Origin of the sequence: Psychrobacter sp. SZ93C1 (assembly GCF_015864635.1) — a bacterium.
Lineage (GTDB): Bacteria > Pseudomonadota > Gammaproteobacteria > Pseudomonadales > Moraxellaceae > Psychrobacter > Psychrobacter fozii.
On record NZ_JADYWY010000004.1, the window covers coordinates 145,691 to 168,516 of the forward strand.

Genomic DNA, 22,826 nt, shown 5'->3' on the forward strand with positions numbered 1-22,826 from the left:
ATTATGGGGAAAACCATGTCATTAAGTGCCATTAGCGCTAACCTAACTTCTACCAAGCTTATCTTGCCTGTTGCCGTATTTGGCATGATGTTGGGATTGGCAGGCTGTAGTAATTCATCTACGACAGAAGAAACTGGAGAAGCGGGTACTGAAGAACAAGCTGCTAACGATGGTGCTACCGGTGCAGATGAGCAAACGATTACTATTTATTCTTCACGTAATGAGCAGTTAATTAAGCCATTGCTAGATCGTTATACCGAACAAACAGGTGTGAAGGTTGAGTTGGTGACGGACAGTACAGGCCCGCTGATGGCACGTTTAAAAGCGGAAGGTCAGAACACGCCAGCCGATATGCTGTTGACAGTGGATGCGGGTAACTTATGGCAAGCGGCAGAGCAGGGCCTGTTGCAGCCAGTATCGTCTACTGTATTAGAAGCCAACGTTCCTGCAAAATATCGCGATCCAAAAGGTCAATGGACAGGTCTGTCATTACGTGCTCGTACTATCTTTTATGACCCAAGCAAAGTCAGTGCCGACCAGTTGTCTACTTATGCAGATTTAGCCGATCCAAAATGGAAAGGCAAATTATGCCTACGTACATCTAAGAAGGTATACAACCAATCGCTTGTGGCTAGTATGATGGAGCATTTGGGCGAAGAAAAAACAGAAGAAATCGTTCGTGGTTGGGTTGATAACTTAGCCACTGATGTATTCAGTGATGACGTTGCTATGCTAGAAGCCATCGCCGCTGGTCAGTGTGAAGTGGGTGTTGCCAATAGTTACTATTATGGTCGTCTGCTAGATGAAAAACCAGATTTCCCAGTCAGTATATTTTGGGCAAACCAAGACACGACTGGTACGCATGTGAACATCTCAGGCGCTGGTGTGGTAGCTGGATCTGATAATCCAGACGGTACGCTTAAACTCATAGAGTGGTTGTCATCTGATGAGGCGCAAGGCCTGTATGCCAGCTCAGATAAAGAGTTCCCAGTCAAAGAAGGTATTGATGAATCAGACCTACTCAGATCATGGGGCCCATTCAACAAAGATGACATCAACGTGCAGAAGTTTGGCGAATTGCAAACCCAAGCCATTCAGTTGATGGACAAAGCAGGTTATAAATAGGCGTCACTACCAATAATACCAATCTTAAAAACGTGAATAAGCTAGCTAGCTAAGTTTGATATGGCTCATAGCATTTTTGAGGTTGGTATGATGTAAGGTCTTTATGCGTATGACACGGTAATAATTTATGAGCACAATGCCAGACGCGTCTGTACGTCAGAATGATACAGTCAATGACACGGTAATTGATAATACTATTATTGATAAGCATCAGATTGTCAGCCAAGACCATACCCTCCGTAAACGTATTATCTCAAAATCAGTCTTAGGACTGATTTCGTTGTTTATGCTGGTGCCAATTGTAATCGTACTGCTATCGTGGACCCAGCCTGTCGCTGATATCTGGACGCACATGGCGGAGTATGTACTACCGCAAGTCCTAAAAAACACCGCGATTTTGTTGCTAATGGTAGTCGTCATTTCTGGGACTATCGGTACCGCGCTTGCTTGGGTGACTAGCATGTACCGCTTCCCTGGGCAGCGGTTTTTTTCGTGGGCATTGATGTTGCCGCTCGCGATACCTGCCTATGTTTTAGCATTTGTTACTCTCGGTATTGTAGATTTCAGTGGACCATTGCAGACAGGTCTACGTGATATGGGTATCAGCACTGCAATCCCTTCGGTACGAAATGTCTGGGGTGCAGGTTTGGTATTATCCCTAGCATTTTATCCCTATGTTTATCTGTTGGCACGCCAAGCATTTTTATCGCAGGGCAGGCGGGCGATAGAGGCAGGGCAGATGCTAGGCTTAAGCCGTGGCCGCGTATTTTTTCGTTTGGCATTACCGCAAGCACTTCCGTGGATTATTGGTGGTCTATTATTGGCCAGCATGGAGACACTTGCAGACTTTGGTGCAGTATCAGTCTTCAATGTCGATACGTTTACCACGGCTATCTATAAAGCATGGTTTGGCTTCTTCAGTCTAACGACTGCGGCACAACTGGCAGCATTATTAATCGGCATGATATTTATCGTTGTATTGTTTGAGCAGTATTGGCAGGCAAAGCGCGGTCAGTCTATCACTCAAGGCAGTAGCCAGCGTTTTGAAGTCAGTAAATCAGCTAAATGGGCCATGACATTACTCTGTACGCTAGTGTTTTCAGTGGCTTTTTTCATACCGTTTCTCCAGCTTATCTATTGGACTGCATTAAACTTCAGGCAAGATTTCGATGCGCGTTATATTGGTTTTGTGACCAATAGCCTTATGATTGCAAGTATGACCACGATTTTCATTGGCTTTTTGGCCATTATTATTGCGTGGATAAAACGTCAATATCCTGATAAGTCAACCAAACTAATGGCCACTTTGGCCAATTTGGGTTATGTAGTACCCGGTACAGTATTGGCTGTCGGAATCTTCATTCCAATTGCATGGTTAGACAATCAAATGATTGCCTTTGGCATTACGTCACAGCAAGTGCTATCAGGCAGTGTTATTGTTATGCTGTTGGCACTATCAACGCGCTTTATGACGGTGAGTTTCCAACCCGTCGACCGTCAACTGCAACGGCTGACCGTCAATCAAGAGGCAGCTGCTAAATTACTGAGTGATAGCGCTTATCAACGATGGCGACATGTGATGTTGCCAGTGCTTAGTCCTGGTGTACTGACCGCGTTATTAATGGGCTTTGTCGAAGTGATGAAAGAGATGCCGATTACGCTAATGACCAGACGTCAAGGCTGGGATACATTGGCAGTACGGGTGTTTGAGATGACCAGTGAAGGCATGTGGGGACGAGCCGCGTTGCCAAGCTTATTGATTGTGCTGGTTGGTCTGTTGCCTGTCTGGATACTATTGCGTCAAAGCGACAAACAAAGCTAAAAGTGGTGTTGAAATTCACCTCAAATACTATAGTCTTTCGTCGTAATTTCTCTATCGTTATACTGCTTTATCTATGGATTTTATTTACTAATCGCTAACTGGTACCGTCTATGCACACTGATTCAATCAAAGGCTCATCAGGCTCTCAATCAATAGATACTGAAGCAAGTACTAGTATCAATCCTTATTTTAGTGTGCAAGATTTAATCGTGGGTTATGACGATACGATCATCGTTAATGGTCTGTCGCTAGTGCTACAGCAAGGCGAGATTGGCTGCTTTTTGGGTTACAGCGGTTGCGGAAAGACCACCGCATTACGCGCCATTGCAGGGCTAGAGCAAAGTCGTGGCGGCAATATTCATCTGAATAATCAGTGCTTAACAGATATCACCAATCGTAAGTCCTATGCAGTAGCCCCAGCCAAGCGTGGCATGGGGATGGTGTTTCAGGACTATGCATTATTTGGTCATCTCAGCGTGGCAAAGAACATTGCCTTTGGTCTCAATAAATGGTCTGCCGCTGATAAAAAAGCACGTGTCGCTGAAATGCTAAGCCTTGTTGAGTTGACCGAGCACGCGGACAAACGTCCGAATGAGCTTTCAGGTGGCCAGCAGCAACGAGTGGCCTTAGCCCGTGCATTAGCGCCAAAGCCTAAACTATTGCTACTTGATGAACCGTTTTCGAATTTGGATGTGGTGTTACGCGAATCATTGGCAATGAATGTCCGTGATATCCTGAAACGCACCAATACCACGGCTATTTTGGTAACCCATGATCAAAACGAAGCATTTGCATTAGCGGATAAAGTTGGGGTTATGCAAGCAGGTAAGTTGGTGCAGTGGGCGACGCCGAGCGAGCTTTATCATGAGCCAATTAGTCCTTTCGTTGCCGAGTTCGTCGGCGAGGGCGCGATGATAGATGGCATCATTAAAGAAGGTCATGTTGAGACGGCACTGGGGGATATTTATCGTCGTATGGAAGTCTATGATGAGTCTGGTCAACCGCAGTACTGTGAGTATGATTATCCAAACGGTACATTGATTAAAGTATTGGTACGCCCTGACGATATCATTCACGACGACGATAGTAAGCAGACGGCATTGGTTATCGGGCGTGTGTTTCGCGGTGCGAACTACTTGTACCGCTTACAACTAGACGATGGGCAGACAGTACTGTCGCTAGTTGCCAGTCATCACAATCATGGCATAGGAACACGCATCGGTATTTTGCCCATGCTTGAGCATGTCGTTGTTTTCGATGAGAAGAATATCAATGCGACCACATGGTCAGAGTATGATAGATCAGAAGAGGCACAGTAGTAGTTAGTAAACATTGCTCAAAAGACCTGCTTTTAAATACTTATCTCTCAAAGAAATAAGTATGAAAGCTTGGATAGATTAATGATTACGTATTAATTTAACGAGTGGCTAGTATGTGCAAATAGCGTCCCAGCCACTTGTAGGGTTCTAGTTGTGAGTAACGCAGTTCCATCCGAATGACTGCTTCTGGATCACTATGTCCGCCGCGCTTGAGTGGTGCATAGTCATGAAATACACGAAGACCACTGGTGCGCACCGTTTTATAATGATGTGTCGCCAGCCAAGACTCTACTTCTTCTTTAGCGACAGGATAATTGGGCGTTAGGCTTTTTTTGTTGTCAGCTTTGTATTCGGGATTATCAAGTAAATTAAAATTCCCCATTATCAGGTTGCGATAATCGAAGCTCGCTGGGTTATAAAAGCACAGTGACAGCGCACCATTATCTGTTAGATGCTGATCAAAAAAGCTCATGACGGCAGCGGGCTCTGCCAACCATTCAAGTAGGGCATGACAGAGTATCAAATCAAATTTATCTTTCTTATCACCGTTTAGCTTTCCTGCAAGATCTTGATACGGGCAAACATGCCATGTGATATCTAGCACTTGATCACTTTTTTCCGCACTTGCTTTTGCTTTTTCTAGCATATTCTCAGAGATATCATTGATAATCAGCGTGTGACCTTGAGCAGCAAGTTCTATCGAAATCTGAGCCAATCCTGCACCCACATCTAAGATACGTAGCGGTCGATTCAGATCTTTGCTCATTTGTGTGCAATATTCAAAGATGTCACGGCGCAATACTGCCAGTCGTATGTCACCTTTTAAACCGCCGTAGACCTTCTTTTCAAAATGATCAGCAATGGCATCAAAGCTACGATCTGCTCTATCGACTTCTGCTTGTTCAACTTCTAGTGGTATGGAACGGTTTGATTCAGGTTGGCTGTCTTGAGGTTTAGTTGGCATAAGGTATTTAGATCAATAAGTAAGAGGTTTAGAGTATAGTCAGCGAACTACCAAACCGCTACGGTGTTACCCTCCCTAGAGGTACTATATGTACAATCTGTGGTCGGCTGCCTTGTAGCTGTTTTAGATTTCTTTAACTATAAGAAAAATATTCAGTACAATCTAGCGTTTCAAACGTCTATTGATGACCCATTTGAAGATGATTTTCGATAAAATAATAATGACAAATACGACGATAACAAACACCCACATACCATTGCCTTGTAGGTTTTCTTGATAGGCTTTTGCCAAGTATGCTGATAAAGCCATAGCGACTAAAAGTGCGCCCCAACGGACATAAGGTACAGCACGATTGTTATGGTTAGGAAATTTAGAAACATAATCGCTCGAAAAGCTATATAGCACCATTGCTAAAATCCAAACAATCGCAAGAATGATATCCATAATAAGAGTAGCCTGTTAAGTCGTTATTTAAGTGTTGTAAAAGATAAGTTAGTGTAGCGTTTAATTTTTTTTTGTCTAGGGCATGTTTTCAATTTACTGGATAGTCATTTACAGGGGCTAAAAATGGCAAAATCAGCCAATCAAAACGTGCCTGTTAGTAATATATTTTCAGAGGCTACTGATTGCTTCAAATATTGCAGTTAATAGGCTGTTTTGCTTGATTTTAATAGTACTCGGAACCCCCTAAATCGGCAAATTTGTGCTAAAATAGCTTCTTTATTTTACTATCAAAAATATCATCATTTTCCCAGTATTTTTCACGCTTTATAGTGTTGCTGTGTCCGTTGTATTTATTGGTTTTTATCAATATTTATGGGCGCTAATAATCTATCTATAAAGCCTGCAAAATTAATAGCGTGGATATGAGTGAAGGAGTGTATATGAGCGAGTCGGTCAGTCCTATTGGCATCGTAGATGAACTGAAGCAGTCCTATCTGGATTATGCGATGAGCGTGATTGTCTCGCGTGCGCTACCTGATGTACGTGATGGGTTCAAACCTGTCCATCGCCGCGTGATGTATGCCATGCATGTGCTATCTAATGACTACAATAAGCCATACAAGAAGTCAGCACGTGTGGTTGGTGATGTCATCGGTAAATATCATCCGCATGGTGACAGCGCTGTATATGATGCGATCGTGCGTATGGCACAGGATTTCAGCTTGCGTTATCCGATGGTTGATGGTCAAGGTAACTTTGGCTCGATCGATGATGATCCTCCGGCAGCCATGCGTTATACCGAAGTACGTATGACCAAACTGACTCACCAGATGCTTGCTGATTTGGACAAAGATACAGTCGATTGGGAAGACAACTACGACGGCTCTGAGCGCATGCCAAGCGTCATGCCAGCGCGCATTCCTAACCTGTTGGTCAATGGTGCAACGGGTATCGCTGTCGGTATGGCGACCAACATGGCGCCGCATAACTTAACCGAAGTGATCAATGCTTGTTTGGCGTATGCTGAAAACCCACAAGTTTCAGCCGAAGAGTTGATGTCGCATATCTCAGGCCCTGATTTCCCTACGGGCGGTATTATTTATGGCCGTGCAGGTATATTAGATGCTTATCGTACGGGTAAAGGCCGTTTGCATATTCGTGGTCGTTATCATATCGAGCCGATGAGCAATGCTGGCGTCAACCGTGATCGCGAGCGCATCGTATTCACAGAAGTACCTTATCAAGCCAATAAAGCCAAATTGATTGAGCGTATCGCAGAATTGGTTCGTGATAAAAAAATCGAAGGCATTAGCGAAATTCGTGATGAGTCTGATAAAGACGGTATGCGTATCGCCATTGACTTGCGCCGTGGTGAAACTGCTGAAGTTATCGTTAATAACTTGTTCTTACAAACGCCGCTTGAGTCTAGCTTTAGTATCAATATGGTCGCGCTTGATAATGGTCAGCCAAAGATATTGACCTTGCGTCAGCTCATTGCTGCTTTTGTCCGTCATCGTCAAGAAGTGGTAACACGTCGTACCATTTATGAATTGAACAAAGCGCGCGTCCGTGGTCATTTGCTTGAAGGCTTAACCGTTGCACTGGCCAATATCGACGAAATTATTGCGACAATTAAAGCATCTGCAAACCGTGGCTTAGCACGTGAAAGCTTGCTAAATAATACGTGGGGCTCAGGCAGCGTCGTTGCGATGCTAACGGCTGCTGGCAGTCAGTCAGTGCGTCCTGACTATATCGAAGGCGAAGATCCTAAAGCGCCATTTGGTCTGATCGAAGGCGAAGAGCGTTATCGCTTGTCTCTTGAACAGGTCAATGCCATTTTAGATATGCAGTTGCATCGTCTGACTGGTCTTGAGCAAGACAAATTAACCGAAGAATACCAAGACCTATTGCGTGAGATTGCACATTTAGAATCTATTCTTGGTGATTTCGATAAGTTAATGACCATTATCTCGAATGAGATGATTGAGATTCGTGATAACTTTGGTGACGAGCGCCGTACGGACATTATTGACTCACGTACTGACTTTAGTCGTGAAGACCTTATTCCAGAGCAAACCGTTGTGATGACAGTGTCGCGTACTGGTTATGCTAAGACTCAGCCAATTGACGATTATGTCGCGCAAAAACGTGGCGGTAAAGGTAAGTCAGCAACGGCAATGAAAGAAGATGATGTCATTGATCATTTAGTCGTGACATCCACGCATTCTACGGTATTGTGCTTCACGGATAGTGGGCGTGTCTTTAGCTTACGTGGTTTTGAAGTGCCTATCGCCAGCCGCGGTGCACGTGGTCGTCCGTTGGTCAATCTAATCGGCTTAAATGGTGATGAAACCGTTACGACGATATTACCGATTCCAAAAATCGTAGAGGACACATCGGTTACAGGTGAGATATCAGACGCAGATATCTTAATAGATAGCGATGATGACTCATTAGAGGGCAGCAACCAAGCAGAGGCGCCTTTTGTCTTCTTTGCAACGGCTAATGGTACCGTGAAACGCGTAGAGCTCAAGCAGTTTGCAAATATTCGCTCGAACGGTCTCATTGCAGTTGGTCTAGAAGACGGCGATAAATTGGTCAGCGCTCGTATCACTGATGGTAGCCAAGAAGTGATGTTGTTTGCCTCAAGCGGTAAAGCCATTCGTTTTGATGAGAATGACGCTCGTGCGATGGGCCGTACTGCGAAAGGCGTCCGTGGTATGCGTCTGGCTACTGATGAATTTATCAAATCATTAGTCGTTATCGAAGATGATGTACGTGAAATTCTGATTGCTTGTGAAAATGGCTTTGGTAAACGTACATTCATTGATGAGTTTAACACCCAAAATCGTGGCGGTGGCGGTGTGATCGCGATCAAGACCAGTGAGCGTAATGGTGCTCTGGTTCGTGCCACTAAGGTTGATCCTGAAGATGACATCATCTTAATCTCTGACAAAGGCACGTTAGTTCGTACGCCAGTTGAGCATGTGGCCAGTTCTGGTCGTAATACTCAAGGTGTCACTCTGATTCGTCTGTCAAAAGATGAAAAGCTGGTCGCTATGGCGCGTGTTGAGCACCAAGAAGGCGATGGTGAGCTTATCGATGCCATGAAAGAAGATGGTACGTTCGATGTAGAAGGTCAAGAGCAGATAGACATCGATGCGGCGACTGGTGACGCAGTGTCAACCGACGTTAGTGATGTTATTGATATTGCAAACAGTGATGAATTAGACGGCGAGTAAGTGCCTCAGTAGTTAGCTTTTTGATCTAGTCTTATATGATTGTTCTAGAAAAGCCTCTGACGTTATCGTCGGAGGCTTTTTTGTTTTTCTGAGGATTATTAATTTTGAGGTCAGCTGTTAGCTCTTAAGTTATATAAACCTCAGCTTCTATAATTTTTTATAAATTACGCCCATAAAGTTATATTTTTAAGGCTGTTGTTATGCTTACGACCAATCAAACCTTCCAAGGTACCCTTGCATCGATATCATCGAGCTTTTTATTCGCGATGATGTTTCTATTCGGGCTTTTTATGCTGCCCTTAACTGGCACACAAGTCGCGTCATGGCGTGTGTTGATGATGCTGTTGAGTCTGATGTTACTAGTCAGTTTTACCAAGCAGTGGCAGCATGTGTTTGACTATATAAAGACGCTCAAGACGATTAAAGAATGGTTAATATTTATATTACCCGCACCAATTTTGGGTGGACAGATTTGGCTGTTTATGTGGGCACCGGTGAACGGCTTTGGTTTGGATGTCACCTTGGGCTATTTTCTATTGCCGCTAGTGATGATAGTATTGGGTCGGTTTTTTTATCATGAGTATATGAGCGTATTACAGTGGGCGGCAGCGCTATTTGCAGCGATGGGTATTGGCTATGATATATTCCAATATGGGTCAATATCTTGGGTGACGCTGTTTGTATGCTTGGGTTATCCGCCGTACTATCTGCTGCGACGTACACTGTCTGTGCCACCAGTAACGGGTCTGCTGTTTGATTTGACACTGCTCACGCCAGTGGTACTCACCATGCTATATTTTAGTGGTGGCTTTAGTGTGGCAACACAAGACATGAAATTTTGGTATCTATTGCCATTGCTTGGTGCTTTTAGTGCGCTTGCGATGTCGTTGACCATGATTGCGAGTAGTAAGCTACCCGTGTCATTATTTGGGGCATTAAGCTATGTAGAGCCTATGCTGCTATTTGTGTTATCTATTACCGTTCTCAGTCAGAGTCTTGAGGAGGGCGGTTCTCTCTTTATGTACGGCATGATTACACTTGCGCTACTGGTTATGATGGCTGATAGTGCGACAGGCTATATGGTTCGTCGCCGTGATGATCATTTGCATGGTTATAGAGAACCGCAGATAGGGGGCTTTCCTCCACGGCGTCATTTTATCAATCAGCGTATCGATGGCGTGCTAACAGCCCATCGTTTTCGTAAGAAACGCCGCTACCAAAAAAAGATGAATAAGATACAGCAAAAAATAGAGAAACTTGATTTAAAATAATTAGTTAGGTGCATTTAATTTACTCAATGAAGAAGTTGAGTCAATAGGTGAACACTGGCATTGCTTATCTGTTTTGACTTTGACATAATGCCCGCCATGATGTAAGCACGATACATTCAAAGCGTTTATCTTAGATTGCGCGACGACCTTATTTGCAAAAGCCTCAGACGTTCTCGTCTGAGGCTTTTGTTTTTTTTAAAAATTGCCAAGGATGTGCACCAATCGTTAAAGGCCGCTGCCATGATGACTACTAACCAAACCTCGCAGGGTACAATCACTGCCGTGGCTGCAAATTTTTTGTATTCACTGCTGTTCTTATTTGGCTTACTACTGCAACCATTATCAGGTACACAGGTTGCGTCGTGGCGCGTGCTAACGATGTTTTTTAGCTTGGTGTTGCTAGTCACTTTACTAAAGCAGTGGCAGCATATTTTTGATTATCTAAAAACCCTAAAAAACGCGAAAGAGTGGTTTTTATTCATACTACCTACACCGATTTTGGGTGCGCAAATCTGGATATTCATGTGGGCACCTGTCAATGGCTTGGGGCTGGAAGTAACGTTAGGCTACTTCTTATATCCGATGATTATGATTGTGGTTGGTCGCTTCTTCTATAATGAAGACATGAGCCTACTCCAGTGGGTTGCCATCGGATGCGCAGGCTTTGGTATTGCTTATGATATCTTTCAATACGGTGCTATTTCTTGGGCGACGTTGTTTGTCTGCTTGGGTTACCCGCCTTATTATTTATTGCGTCGTTATTTGGCAGTGCCGCCCATCACTGGTCTTATATCGGATCTTGTGTTGTTATTACCAGTCGTATTGGTTGCGCTGTATATGAATGATGGCTTTGAAGTAGCGATAGCCAATCATAAACTGTGGTATCTGTTACCTTTACTTGGCATTATTAGTACTGCTGCCATGTCGTTGACGATGATAGCGAGTCGAAAGCTCCCCGTCTCACTGTTTGGCACTTTATGCTACCTTGAGCCAATATTCTTGTTTATATTTTCCATTGCTATTTTGGATCATAATGTCGAAGAAGGCTCGATGTTGATGTACAGCATGATTTTTATCGCATTGCTTATCATGATTGCGGATAGTGCACTTGGTTATATGGCACGTAAACGTGATGACCGCTTACATGGCTACAATGAGCCACAAGTGGGTAGCTTTCCACCGCGCCGTCGTCTCAAAAATCGCCGTATTAAAGGTGTATTAGCCGCGCATCGGTTTCGTAAAATTAAAAAGTATCAGCAAAAAATAGATAAGATGACACGCAAAATCGAAGCATTGCATTTAAAGTAAACATTGCTAGTGGGCGTAGGTTGAGTCTGACTTGGCGGGCTATATCTTTTGGCATAACGCGATACAGTTTCTGTGTCAAAGATGAAGTAATTACGCTATTATCAAGAGCAGTGCTGCCATATTTAGATAAATGCAGCACACCCTATATAAAATATTACTGCTCATTCACACTATAACTAGGATGGTTTATGTTGCATCTTCATCATTTAGCAAACTCACGCTCGTTTCGTATTTTATGGCTGTTAGAAGAGTTAAACATCGATTATAACTTGACGAGCTACGAGCGCACTAAAGCATATCGCGCGCCAGAAAGCCTAAAAAAAGTGCATCCACTTGGCAATGTACCAATACTAGAAGTGAACGATCGCGCGCTGATTGAGTCAGGATTTATCATTGAATATCTACTCAAGCATTATGATAAGGAGCAGCAGTTTAAACCTGCCGATGACAACGAAGCAGCATGGGAAGCTTATACTTTTTGGTTACATTTTGCTGAGTCATCACTGATGCCACTGCTAGTAATGCGTTTGGTATTCACCAAAGTGGTTCAACAGTCCCCAATGCTGATCAGGCCCATTAGTAAAAAAATACAGGGTCAAGTCGAAAGAAACATGATCAGCAGCGGTCTAGAAAAAATGCTGTATATGATCGAGCAGCGCTTGCAAGATAATCATTGGTTTGCAGGCAGTGAGTTCAGTGCGGCCGATATCCAGATGCACCTTGCGATTGCTGGGGCCAATGCGGGTGCAGGATTGGACAGCCGCAAATATGCCAATATTCTGAACTGGCTAAAACGATGTGAAGAGCGTGATGCCTTTAAACGTGCAGAAGCCAAAGGCGGTCGTTTGCAGTTTTAGACGAGCTATATTTAATCAATGATAAATAACTAATTTGATAGTAAAATGAAAGGTTTTGTTTATTTATAGACAAAACCTTTTTTAGGATTACAAATGACAGATTCGAATAAATTAAACACCAAAAAAATTGATACAGACAACACTGCTGACTCTCAAATTGATAGAGCCGCTGTGAATAGCCAGCAAGTCTCTATCAAATCTTGGTCGCAGAAAATTTTGGTTGTAATACTATGCGCAGCGAGCTTTTATGGTGGTTGGAAATCTTATGAGTCCAATATGGTCAATGAGTGTACGGCCAATGGTGGGCAGATGGTTGAAGCGCAAAAAACCATGATGTGCCAATTGTCATAGCAGATAAATATCATGTGTAAGGGAGGTAATCTATGTTGAGGTTGACTTTTTTGGGTACCTCTGCCGGTGTGCCAACCAAACAGCGTAATGTGACCGCACTGGCGATTGAATGTCTGAATACGCATGGTGCTCAGCCAAATGGTCAGTCACGAGCTGCCAATCACAATAATCAGAACAAAAAGTCGCGTCCATGGGTGTTGATAGATTGCGGTGAAGGGACGCAGCAGCAACTGTTACATACCAAGCTCTCTTTGCATCAGCTAGCCGCCATCTGTATCACTCATGTGCATGGCGATCATTGCTATGGCCTGCCAGGTCTATTGGCCAGTGCAGCCATGTCAGGCCGCCGTGAGCCATTGACCCTCATTGCACCAAAAGCAATCGCGATATTGCTCGAAGCCATTACCTTAACCACGGAATTGTATTTACCTTTCGCTCTTAATTTTGTGGCGATTGAAGAGGTGCTATCTGAGCAAGGTAACACCAATAAGATGAATATTCGCTTGAGCGACCAGCATCAGCTTGATATTGATATCACGCTGCTATCACATCGGGTTGCTTCTCATGCATTTGGTATCACGCAGACTATCCATCATCGTACGCTTGATACGGATAAACTGCTAGCGCAAGGCATTCCTGCAAGCGCACTGTGGGGTAAATTGCAACAAGGTGAAGATGTCATCACTGAAGAGGGTCAGCAATTATGTGCAGTAGATTATGTCAATGATGACCTATCAAGAACGCGAGTAGTGGTGGCTGGTGATAACGATACGCCAGCGTGTCTCACGGCGGCGTTGGTTGATACGGATTTATTGGTGCATGAAGCGACTTATACACATGAAGTACTGACTAAGATTCAAGCCAAAAATCCAGAGTTTGATCCGATGCATAGCAGTGCGCAATTGGTAGGTGATTTTGCAGAGAAAAGTGGTGTAAATAATCTAATATTGACGCACTTTAGCGCCCGTTATCAAGGTTTTGATAATCCTAATAGCAAGACGCCAAATATGGCATACATTCGTTTGGATGCTGAGAGCGTTTACAAAGGTAATCTGTGGCTGGCGGCAGACTTTGACCAATATATGGTCGATGGCGCAGTTGACTTGGCAAGTAATCAAAAGAACAGTCAAGAGAAGAACCGCGTGCAGTATATAGGCTCTGCACGCAGTGATTAGACATGGCTTAGCGTTAGATATGGCTTAGCGCTTACCGTCTGCAATTTCCAATTGCGTTATACCGCTCCAGTATCGACTGAACTGGTAAGCAACTCGTCCTGAGCGACCACCACGTTCAGAGGCCCAACGTAGCGCATCCTTTTTGATCTTGTCAGGCATGGTCTGACTTTCCAAAGCATTCTTAGCATCACTATCCATATCAGCTGAGATTTTCTGCTGCTCTAAATTCAGATAATGCTGAACGATATGCAGATAAGTCTGCTGATCCATGGGGTGGAAAGTGAGTGATAAACCGAATCTATCTGACAATGACACGGTCTCATCAATGGCCTCATAAGGATTGACTTCATCCGTCTGACCATTGTAGATATTAACATTGTCTTTCATCATTTGTGGTAGCAGGCGACGGCGATTACTGGTGGCATAGACCAGTAGTTTGTCTTGCTCAGAGTCTAGCGAGCCATCAAGCACGCTCTTTAGCGTACGATAGCTTTCATCTTGACCATCAAATGCGAGATCATCACAGTATACGATGTAGCGGCAATTAGAATCTGCTGGTAAGGCATTAATGGCAGCGCGAATCTTATCTAATATTTGCAGATCATCGCGAGCAACTTCGATAATACGCAAGCCTTCACTATGATGGGCTTGAAGCAAGGCACGAATCAATGATGATTTACCGGCACCGCGTGTCCCCGACATTAAGACGTGATTGGCAGGATAACCTTTAATAAACTGACGGGTGTTCTGTACCAGTTTAGACTTTTGCGTATCGATACCATGCAAGTCATCTAAGCTCAAAAACAAGTTGACCGATAAAGGCTCTAAATTACCAGTGCGTCCACCAACCCAGCGATAAGCAAGTTGGTTCGGATCGATTTCAATAGTCGGTGTGACCTGCTCTTTTAAGTACTGACTGAGTAAGTCTAATAACGGTTGAGGTAGGGCATAAGTAGGCTGATTAGAGGGCGAGGTTGGGATTATTGGTTGTGACATAGTGGCTCTAGTAATTAAGGTTGTCTTTAATACCATACCCAAAAATATCATTAACGTGGCTAAACTTTTGGCGCCTACTGAGCGTAGTATTAGGGTGTGTCATCAATTAGCACATTAATACATTTAGTGGCCTTAAAATGGCTAAATTTTGCTAAACATCGTCAGTAATTTTGTCAATATGTTCATATTAACGGCAATTTCTTCCTTGTTTATCTACAATTTTTCTCATTTTAAGTCTCACAATCTAATTGATAACACGCCCTAGTCAAAATTATTCGCGCTATTATTATTTTTGGAAATGATACGAACGGGAGGCAGTCATCTCACTCTATTATGAGAAAAAATACCATGAAAAATAATGCCAGTAATCTGTCTATTAAGCAAGCGTTGCAGGTGCAAGCTCAGCAGATATTGCCCATTATTACGCAGGAATTAGTCGCACAACATTTTAGTGAGATAGTACATCAGCGTATTGCTCAGCAAAGCACAGAACAAACGCAAGATGAGCACGCGCAAGTTGTCAAAACACAAGATATCAAAACGCAAAATATCGAAAATACTTACTATCAAGGCTTAACGCGTGCACAACATCCACAGTTTGGTCAAGTCATGATTAAATGGCAGTTGAGTGCTGATGCTTATCCCATCTCTCCCGATTTAACTCATGAAGCAGACGTTTTAGCTGCTGTAAATGCTTCATTAAAAATAAAAAATAAAGCTATCGCACCGCCACTATTGGCTCATCATTGTGTAAGCGTTCAAATACTAGAGCAGCCTCACAAGCTGATAGTCGTCGTTATGCCTCATTACTCTAATGGTAGCTTGGCAGGACAGTTGAGTGATCGAAATCAGCACTCATTGACGATGCAACAAAAGCATTATTTTTTAGTGCAATCAGCACACTTGATAGTTAATTTGCATGAGGCTAGCTGGCTACACAATGATATTAAACCTAGCAATATTTTGTTAGATTATTTTTTCGATGATGCTTTGCTAGATAGTGCGGATACTAGCAGCTTAATGCCTAATTTATTATTGACTGATTTTGCCTTGGCAGAGAGGTTTAACGATCTAAAAGAAGGAAGTCCTGCTGGTACACCCGCGTATCTCGCACCTGAGCGTTGGCAAGGACAGAGTGCAACGGTGCAAAGTGATATCTACGCGTTTGGCGTCATGATGGTTGAGATACTAACAGGCACGCGTCCGTTTCAGGTAAGTGCTAACAGCAATGATAAATTAAAAGCGTGGGCGATTCAGCATTGCCAACAACCTATTCCAAAATTGCTATTAGAATATAGTCACTATCAATGTATTGTCGATAAGGCATTGGCGAAGCGGGTAGAGAGACGGTATCAAGATTTGGATAAGGTGTTGATAGATTTAAGGTTATTAGGCAACAGCTAAGTTTATGATTTTATTTTCAAAAAGTGATTGTTTGTAGTATTCACATGTTACCCAGTCGTTGTTTTTTATGTTTGAATGGATATTCAGGCTCATTTTAAGCTCAGTCACTATAAGCTAATTTGAGTTCCCGTATTTCATTACAATATTTCATTACAATACAGTGAGAATATCATGGCTAAAGTACTTATCATTACCGGTGATTTTGTTGAAGACTATGAAAACATGGTGCCGTTCCAAGCGCTACTAGCGATGGGGCATGAGGTTGATGCGGTCTGCCCAGATAAAGTGGCAGGTGATAGTATTGCTACCTCAATACACGATTTTGAAGGTGACCAAACTTATACCGAAAAACGCGGTCATAATTTTGTCCTTAATGCATCTTTTGCCGATATCAATGTCGCAGATTACGATGCTCTGTATTTACCAGGTGGACGTGCGCCAGAATACTTGCGTTTGAATGCTAAGGTCATTGCAATGATTCAGCATTTCGCAAATACTGATAAACCGATTGCGTCGGTTTGCCATGGACCACAAATGCTGACGGCTGCTGGCGTATTGAAGGGTAAAAAAGTATCTGCTTATCCTGCGTGTCAGCCAGAAATAGAAATGGCTGGAGCCGAATATGTCAAGTTACCTATGGATGGCGCTATTACCGATGGCCAACTGGTAACAGCTCCTGCATGGCCCGCCCACCCAGCTATGCTGAAGCAATTTGTTGCCTTGCTATAAGCTTCAATTAAGGTCTGTTAAATATTTAACAGACCCTAGTATCGAGAGAGGATATATGTGCCAATTGTTTATTAGTGCTGATGACAGCTTGTGGAGCTCTAAAACCAAATCGCTTCGAATTCAGGGAGTTGTCACCTCAATTCGTTTAGAAGTGTTTTTTTGGGATATATTAGAAGAGTTGTCATTTCGGGATAAAATGACAGTTAATCAGCTGATCACTAAGCTATACTTGGAATCTCTCGATGCTGATCATGATATTGGCAATTTCACCTCTTTTTTGAGAGTTTGTTGTTCTCGTTATTTATCCTTAATAGCCGATGGCGACCTTTCTCGCGAAACAGAATTACCTTTAGAAAAAGTCGATGCAACAAATATCATTAAACGTGAAACCCTCCGTAAAAAACAACGTAGTGCCTTATTCAATGACAGTGAGAAAAATACTTCTGTCCATTAGGATATGTCCTCAATTCAAGCGATAGTCATCTAGCCAGTCTAAAAATAGCTAAATTTTGCCAAATAGCTGGCCAATATCTCGATATTATCAACACTGTTTTCTCGTTTGACGACAATTTATTTTATTTCCATCTTCATTTCTGAAATGAGGACACACCTTAGTTATGCCTATAGCAAGTGCATAATCATATAGTCATTATCAATGTATTATTGATAGGGCATTGGTGAAGCGTGTAGAGATGCAATGTCAGAGTATGATGGATGTATTAACTACCTCAAATATTATACTAGATAGTATAATTTATTTTTTAACAGTCTTTAACAATACTTAACAGTATTGATACTTTGAAGGTTTTTCAGAGTCGGATAATGAAGTATAGATTCTTTATTAACTCTCATTGTTAGCCTGTTTTTTTTAACTGTATAGTCAGTTCAATACAAAAAGTAGTTATCAAGACGAGGACGAAATTTTTGTCAATTTTGTCTGCATAGGCACAGCCTGAAATAAAAACTTAACTCGGTCGCGTGTCATATAAAATGCATCTATTTTATTTAGAATTGACTATACCAATCAAGAGTATGTTGATTATAAACAAAGGAGTTTTATATGAAAGCAGCACGTTTTTACGATAAAGGTGATATTCGTATTGAAGATATTCCAGAGCCTACAGTAGAACCAGGCACAGTTGGTATTGATGTGGCATGGTGTGGTATTTGTGGTACTGATTTGCATGAGTTTATGGAAGGTCCTATCTTTATTCCGCCGTGTGGTCATCCTCATCCTATTTCAGGCGAGTCGGCACCCATTACGATGGGGCATGAGTTCTCAGGGGTTGTGTATGCCGTTGGTGAGGGTATTAATGATATTGAAGTCGGTCAGCATGTAGTGGTCGAACCATATATCATCTCTGATGATGTACCAACAGGCCTTGGTGACGATTATCACTTATCAAAAGATATGAACTTTATTGGTTTGGGTGGCCGTGGTGGTGGTTTGTCTGAAAAAATTGCTGTGAAACGCCGCTGGGTACATCCTATCGCCAATAATATTCCATTAGATCAAGCTGCTTTGATTGAGCCATTAGCTGTTGGCTATCACGCGTATATGCGTAGTGGTGCTAAAGCAGGTGATGTGGCATTGGTTGGTGGCGGTGGCCCTATTGGTCTATTATTATCTGCGGTGCTAAAAGCCAAAGGTATCACTGTAATTCTGACGGAGCTAAGTGCTAAGCGTAAAGAGAAAGCCAAAGAAAGTGGGGTCGCTGATTATATATTAGACCCTACAGAAGTTGATTTAAAAAAAGAAGTTATGAGCATCACTGATAATCGCGGTGTGGATGTGGCCTTTGAATGTACTAGTGTGAATAAGGTGTTGGATTCGTTAGTTGAGCTGAGTAAACCGACTGGTGTGGTCGTTATTGTTTCTATTTGGAGCCACCCAGCTACTATAAACGTACATAGTGTGGTGATGAAAGAGCTTGATGTACGTGGCACGATTGGCTACGTGAATAATCATAAAGATACAATCCAACTGGTTGAAGATGGTTTGGTCAATCTTGAGCCCTTTATTACTCAGCGCATCGCTTTAGATGATCTGATATCCAAAGGCTTTGAGACACTGATTCATAACAATGAATCAGCAGTAAAAATCATCGTCAATCCAAATCTATAATCGTTGTATATCGCCAGTGAGCCAGTAATATACCTTTGATATGATCCCCGCTAATTAGCGGGGATTTTTTATACAAATTCCAGACGTAAAAAAACCTGCTAAAAGCAGGCTTTGATATTTGGTCTAAGATGTACTATCCGAAAATGGTGGGGCTGGAGAGACTCGAACTCTCACACCTTGCGGCGCCAGAACCTAAATCTGGTGCGTCTACCAATTCCGCCACAGCCCCATTTTCGTTACTCTATCATTATTAGCGTTTAAACTCAAACACAACGTAGATAGTTAACTGATTCGGTAGTGCGTCTCAGTGGTTGGCTATTATATAGAGTTTGAATAGTTTGGCAACCCCTATTTGCAATTATTTTTAATTATTTAACGATTTTTTTTGTCAAAATTTCATAAATATTTGATATTAATAGGGTTTTTAATTGAGTTTTTTACGTCTTTAATCACTATTTCTTTGCATTTCTGATGCAGTGATATCTAATTGCTGCAATTTACGGGTCAAGGTATTGCGTCCCCAACCGAGTAAGTTGGCAGCAGCTATCTTTTTGCCACCACTATGGTTGAGTGCAGCTGTCAGTAGAACACGCTCAAACTCAGGTGTGGCTGTCTGCAAAATATCCGTTTCTCCAGTTTGCAGAGACTGTGTCGCCCAAACAGCAAGTGCTTGCTGCCAACTGGTAGTGTTAGAGCTAATCTGACTCTGCTGAATAGGGTTTTGACTATCTACGCCAGCACTATATAAATCTTGTTCTAGATGGGGCTCTAGATCAGATGGGATGTTTTCGAGCAGCTCTGGTGGCAAGTCTTCCGCCATTACCGTGTCGCCAGTCGCCATCACGGTCAACCATAGGCAGACATTTTCAAGCTGACGCACGTTACCACGCCACTCAAAAGACTGCATAATCTGTACGGCCATTGGATGTAGCTGTTTCGGTGCAGTATCCATTTGATCGGCAGCGCGCTTCATAAAGTAAGTCGCTAGCGCAGGGATGTCTTCGCGTCGTGTCCGTAGTGGAGGAAGAGGTAAGCGAATTACATTGAGACGATAAAATAAATCCTCGCGGAATTTACCTTGTTTGACCAGCTCTTCTAAATTCTGGTGCGTGGCAGCAATGATGCGCACATTAACTTTGACGGGTTGCTGACCACCCACACGATAAAACTCTCCATTGGCAAGTACGCGTAGCAGTCGTGTTTGAGTGCTAAATGGCATGTCACCGATTTCGTCTAAGAATAATGTTCCGCCATCAGCTTGTTCGAAACGCCCTGGTCGAGTCGTCGTCGCACCAGTAAACGCGCCTTTTGCATGGCCAAACAGCTCAGACTCAATCAAATCATGCGGAATGGCTGCCATATTGAGTGCAATAAAAGGCTGCTGATGACGCGGTGAATGCTGATGTAATGCACTGGCGACCAATTCTTTTCCTGTTCCTGATTCACCTGTGATTAAGACAGTAATCGGTGAGTGCGCTAACCTGCCAATAGCACGAAACACAGTCTGCATGGCTTGCGATTGACCAATAATACCGCTGGGATTGTCATTCGCGCTAGTGTCTACTTTGACAGCAGTTTTAGGTTTGGTAACTTTATTGACCTTGCTAACTTTACTGACCGTATTAGCCTGATTAATAGGCTTGGATTTGGTATCAGACTTTGTATTAATGTTCGTTGTGGGATCAGCCGTTACTTTCGTTTTAGAAGTATCAGATTTGGTTGCCTTACTCTCTATCACTAGATTGGGTTGATAGTTAATCGCTTTATAGATCGTGGCAACGGCATCATCTAGATCGAATGGTTTGGGTAGATATTCAAATGCCCCTGTTTGGTAACTATTGATAGCAGAGGTAAGGTCTGAATGTGCGGTCATGATGACAATAGGCAGCTTAGGGAAGTGCTGATGTACCCAATCGCTAAAGGACAACCCATCCATCATCGGCATACGAATATCAGTCAATATCACATCAGGTAACTGCGTGACCGACTCAGTTTCTTGCAAGATATCATTAAGGCGTCCCCATGCTGCTTGCGCTTGGGTAAAGCTAATAACGGTAAGCCCTGCATCCTCAAAAGTATCTGCTAACACCATTCTCAATGCGGCATCATCGTCGATGAGCCACAAAGTCGCTGGGCTATCATCAGGGGCATTATTGACCGTCACTTTGATGGCTTGGTCAGTGGGGATTTGATCGTTTGCCGTTTGAGTATCGCTTTTAGGTTTATGCTTGTCGCTATATTCAGTCATGTATGAGGCCTAATGAGCAATGGGTTGGTTCAGGATGGTAATGTCGTATTTGCGATGTAACTGTTCTAAATAATATCCGTTTTTTGCACTGTGATTGTTGATCAATGAAACGGCAGATATAGTGTAAAGCGTGTCTGCTGCTGACCTTGTACTTGTGTGGAGCTGACATCAATCATACCACGATGATGGCTGATGATATCTTGCACAATAGATAATCCTAGACCAGTCCCTGCAGCACGGCTAGTCACCATTGGGAAAAATATTTGTCCGATCAATGCAGGATCAATCCCTGAGCCGTTATCGGTAATATTTACTTGCAAGACTTGCTTATGTTGATGCCCAATAATGGTGTGTTGAAAGGCGACTCGCGTTTGGATATGTAGGGTTGGTTGGTAATCTATATGGCAGTCAATGTCAGTCTCTGAATCTATCGATTGCAATTTTTTGGCTTCCGACAGTTCTTGCTGTTGTAGCGTTTGTTCAAACTCAGTCATGGACTCACAGGCATTATTGATCAGATTTAAAAATACTTGAATTAATTGATCTTTATCAGCGCATAACTCAGGCAACGATAAATCATAATCTCGCTGTAGCGTTAGTTGTGGGTATTGGTTGATCACTAAAGACAAGACATGCTCTAGGGGTTCATGGATATTCAGTGTTTGCCAGTTTGGCAGTTGATTAGATCCGAGGAACTGTCCTACCAAATGGGTTAAGCGATCCGTCTCTGAGATAATGATATCGGTATAGCCACGTAGTTTCTCAGTGGTCTTCTGTAGGTCGTCATTGTGACTCGAACCAGAATTTTTGCTGCTCATAGCAGTCGAAGCACTGCCGTTAAGATTGGCATCATCGCTGAATTTGATAAATTTTCGTTGTAATAGTTGTGCAGCGCCGCGAATGCCAGCCAGCGGGTTTTTTATCTCATGGGCGACTGACCGTAGCATATGACGGGCCACACCATATTGTTGCTGTTGACGTTGCTCTTCTGAGATACGGCTTTGGCGATCTTTGCCCCACATCTCGATGATAAAGTACGTTTTCTGCTCGTAGATGAGTGGCGTCACGCTATAGTCGACGGAAAACGATAAATTGCCATTCAATTGCGTATTTATGATGTGATCATGATCAATGAATGGTTGCTGATACTGTTTCGCTAGCTCAAACCTTTCGGCTAAAGAGCAGTTTTGTTCATAGACTTCATCGTTATTGATGCTAGGGCTGTCTTTTGGTTTTAACTCTTCGGGCGAGAGTAATGCCAATATAGGTTGATTGAGCAGTCTGCCACTGCTGATAGCCAGTAGTTGTTCAGCTTGAGCATTTAGCCAAGTAATAGAGAGCTCTTCATTGACCCACAAGATAGCTGTGAACAAATGCTGTGATATGAATGCCAAATCAGGTGTCGATTTTGCGGTTGTCAAATGGGTTGTCATGGGTCGGCGCCTA

The 22,826-nt window shown here is 43.0% G+C and carries 18 protein-coding genes and 1 tRNA gene; 13 read left to right on the plus strand and 6 right to left on the minus strand.

From position 1 onward, the window contains the following. Nucleotides 1-15: 15 nt before the first annotated feature. The 3 genes from I6E83_RS06940 to I6E83_RS06950 all read left to right on the plus strand — a co-directional run bounded on the left by I6E83_RS06940 (nt 16) and on the right by I6E83_RS06950 (nt 4,266). Entirely contained in the window at nt 16-1,125 is a 1,110-nt protein-coding gene (locus I6E83_RS06940) for an extracellular solute-binding protein (protein WP_197100725.1), read from the plus strand. A gap of 127 nt (nt 1,126-1,252) precedes the next feature. Beyond that, nucleotides 1,253-2,947 (plus strand): ABC transporter permease, encoded by a 1,695-nt coding sequence (locus I6E83_RS06945; RefSeq protein WP_197100727.1) that lies wholly within the window; start codon nt 1,253-1,255, stop codon nt 2,945-2,947. Between the two features lie 110 nt (nt 2,948-3,057). Further along, complete coding sequence (locus I6E83_RS06950; protein ID WP_197100729.1) at nt 3,058-4,266, plus strand: ABC transporter ATP-binding protein; 1,209 nt, start codon at nt 3,058-3,060, stop codon at nt 4,264-4,266. Between the two features lie 97 nt (nt 4,267-4,363). Here the strand turns inward: I6E83_RS06950 and I6E83_RS06955 are convergent, their stop codons facing one another. Together I6E83_RS06955 and I6E83_RS06960 are read right to left on the minus strand one after the other, a co-directional pair. Then, entirely contained in the window at nt 4,364-5,230 is an 867-nt protein-coding gene (locus I6E83_RS06955; protein WP_197100731.1) for a methyltransferase, read from the minus strand. 162 nt (nt 5,231-5,392) lie between these two features. Further along, the gene (locus I6E83_RS06960; RefSeq protein ID WP_110922345.1) at nt 5,393-5,674 is read right to left on the minus strand and encodes a hypothetical protein; all 282 of its coding nucleotides are present in this window, start codon (nt 5,672-5,674) and stop codon (nt 5,393-5,395) included. 440 nt (nt 5,675-6,114) lie between these two features. Between I6E83_RS06960 and gyrA the strand changes: the two genes are divergently transcribed. From gyrA to I6E83_RS06990, 6 genes are all read left to right on the plus strand, one after another. Continuing rightward, on the plus strand, nt 6,115-8,916 hold the full coding sequence (gene gyrA / locus I6E83_RS06965) for a DNA gyrase subunit A (protein WP_197100733.1): 2,802 nt from the start codon (nt 6,115-6,117) through the stop codon (nt 8,914-8,916). Between the two features lie 200 nt (nt 8,917-9,116). After that, on the plus strand, nt 9,117-10,187 hold the full coding sequence (gene rarD / locus I6E83_RS06970; protein WP_197100735.1) for an EamA family transporter RarD: 1,071 nt from the start codon (nt 9,117-9,119) through the stop codon (nt 10,185-10,187). 240 nt (nt 10,188-10,427) lie between these two features. Next, nucleotides 10,428-11,495: an EamA family transporter RarD gene (rarD, locus tag I6E83_RS06975; protein ID WP_197100737.1), complete on the plus strand. Its 1,068-nt coding sequence runs from the start codon at nt 10,428-10,430 to the stop codon at nt 11,493-11,495. Nucleotides 11,496-11,683: 188 nt separating this feature from the next. Then, nucleotides 11,684-12,352, plus strand: coding sequence for a glutathione S-transferase (locus tag I6E83_RS06980; RefSeq protein ID WP_197100738.1), 669 nt, complete (start codon nt 11,684-11,686; stop codon nt 12,350-12,352). A 93-nt stretch (nt 12,353-12,445) separates the two neighbouring features. Next, nucleotides 12,446-12,703 carry a hypothetical protein gene (locus tag I6E83_RS06985; protein WP_197100739.1) on the plus strand — a complete coding sequence of 86 codons (258 nt, stop codon included), beginning with the start codon at nt 12,446-12,448 and terminating at the stop codon, nt 12,701-12,703. A gap of 32 nt (nt 12,704-12,735) precedes the next feature. Beyond that, nucleotides 12,736-13,878 carry a ribonuclease Z gene (locus I6E83_RS06990; protein WP_197100740.1) on the plus strand — a complete coding sequence of 381 codons (1,143 nt, stop codon included), beginning with the start codon at nt 12,736-12,738 and terminating at the stop codon, nt 13,876-13,878. A 24-nt stretch (nt 13,879-13,902) separates the two neighbouring features. Here I6E83_RS06990 and I6E83_RS06995 read toward each other — a convergent pair whose 3' ends face one another. Next, entirely contained in the window at nt 13,903-14,874 is a 972-nt protein-coding gene (locus I6E83_RS06995) for an ATP-binding protein (RefSeq protein ID WP_197100741.1), read from the minus strand. Between the two features lie 348 nt (nt 14,875-15,222). Here I6E83_RS06995 and I6E83_RS07000 point away from each other — a divergent pair, with 348 nt between their 5' ends. The 4 genes from I6E83_RS07000 (at nt 15,223) to I6E83_RS07015 (ending at nt 19,132) form a co-directional block, all read left to right on the plus strand. Beyond that, entirely contained in the window at nt 15,223-16,278 is a 1,056-nt protein-coding gene (locus I6E83_RS07000; protein WP_197100742.1) for a serine/threonine protein kinase, read from the plus strand. Between the two features lie 168 nt (nt 16,279-16,446). Continuing rightward, nucleotides 16,447-17,007, plus strand: a complete 561-nt coding sequence (locus I6E83_RS07005) for a DJ-1/PfpI family protein (RefSeq protein WP_281269538.1) — start codon at nt 16,447-16,449, stop codon at nt 17,005-17,007. A 55-nt stretch (nt 17,008-17,062) separates the two neighbouring features. Then, the gene (locus I6E83_RS07010; protein ID WP_197100743.1) at nt 17,063-17,461 is read left to right on the plus strand and encodes a ribbon-helix-helix domain-containing protein; all 399 of its coding nucleotides are present in this window, start codon (nt 17,063-17,065) and stop codon (nt 17,459-17,461) included. A gap of 606 nt (nt 17,462-18,067) precedes the next feature. Further along, complete coding sequence (locus I6E83_RS07015; protein WP_197100744.1) at nt 18,068-19,132, plus strand: 2,3-butanediol dehydrogenase; 1,065 nt, start codon at nt 18,068-18,070, stop codon at nt 19,130-19,132. Nucleotides 19,133-19,276: 144 nt separating this feature from the next. On the opposite strand, the gene I6E83_RS07020 is transcribed toward I6E83_RS07015, so the two are convergent. From I6E83_RS07020 to I6E83_RS07030, 3 genes are all read right to left on the minus strand, one after another. Next, nucleotides 19,277-19,361, minus strand: a tRNA-Leu gene (locus I6E83_RS07020). Nucleotides 19,362-19,577: 216 nt separating this feature from the next. Then, a complete protein-coding gene (locus I6E83_RS07025) occupies nt 19,578-21,380 on the minus strand; it encodes a sigma 54-interacting transcriptional regulator (RefSeq protein WP_197100745.1) in 1,803 nt (600 codons plus the stop codon). 101 nt (nt 21,381-21,481) lie between these two features. Beyond that, nucleotides 21,482-22,813, minus strand: coding sequence for a two-component system sensor histidine kinase NtrB (locus I6E83_RS07030; protein ID WP_197100746.1), 1,332 nt, complete (start codon nt 22,811-22,813; stop codon nt 21,482-21,484). Nucleotides 22,814-22,826: the final 13 nt, after the last annotated feature.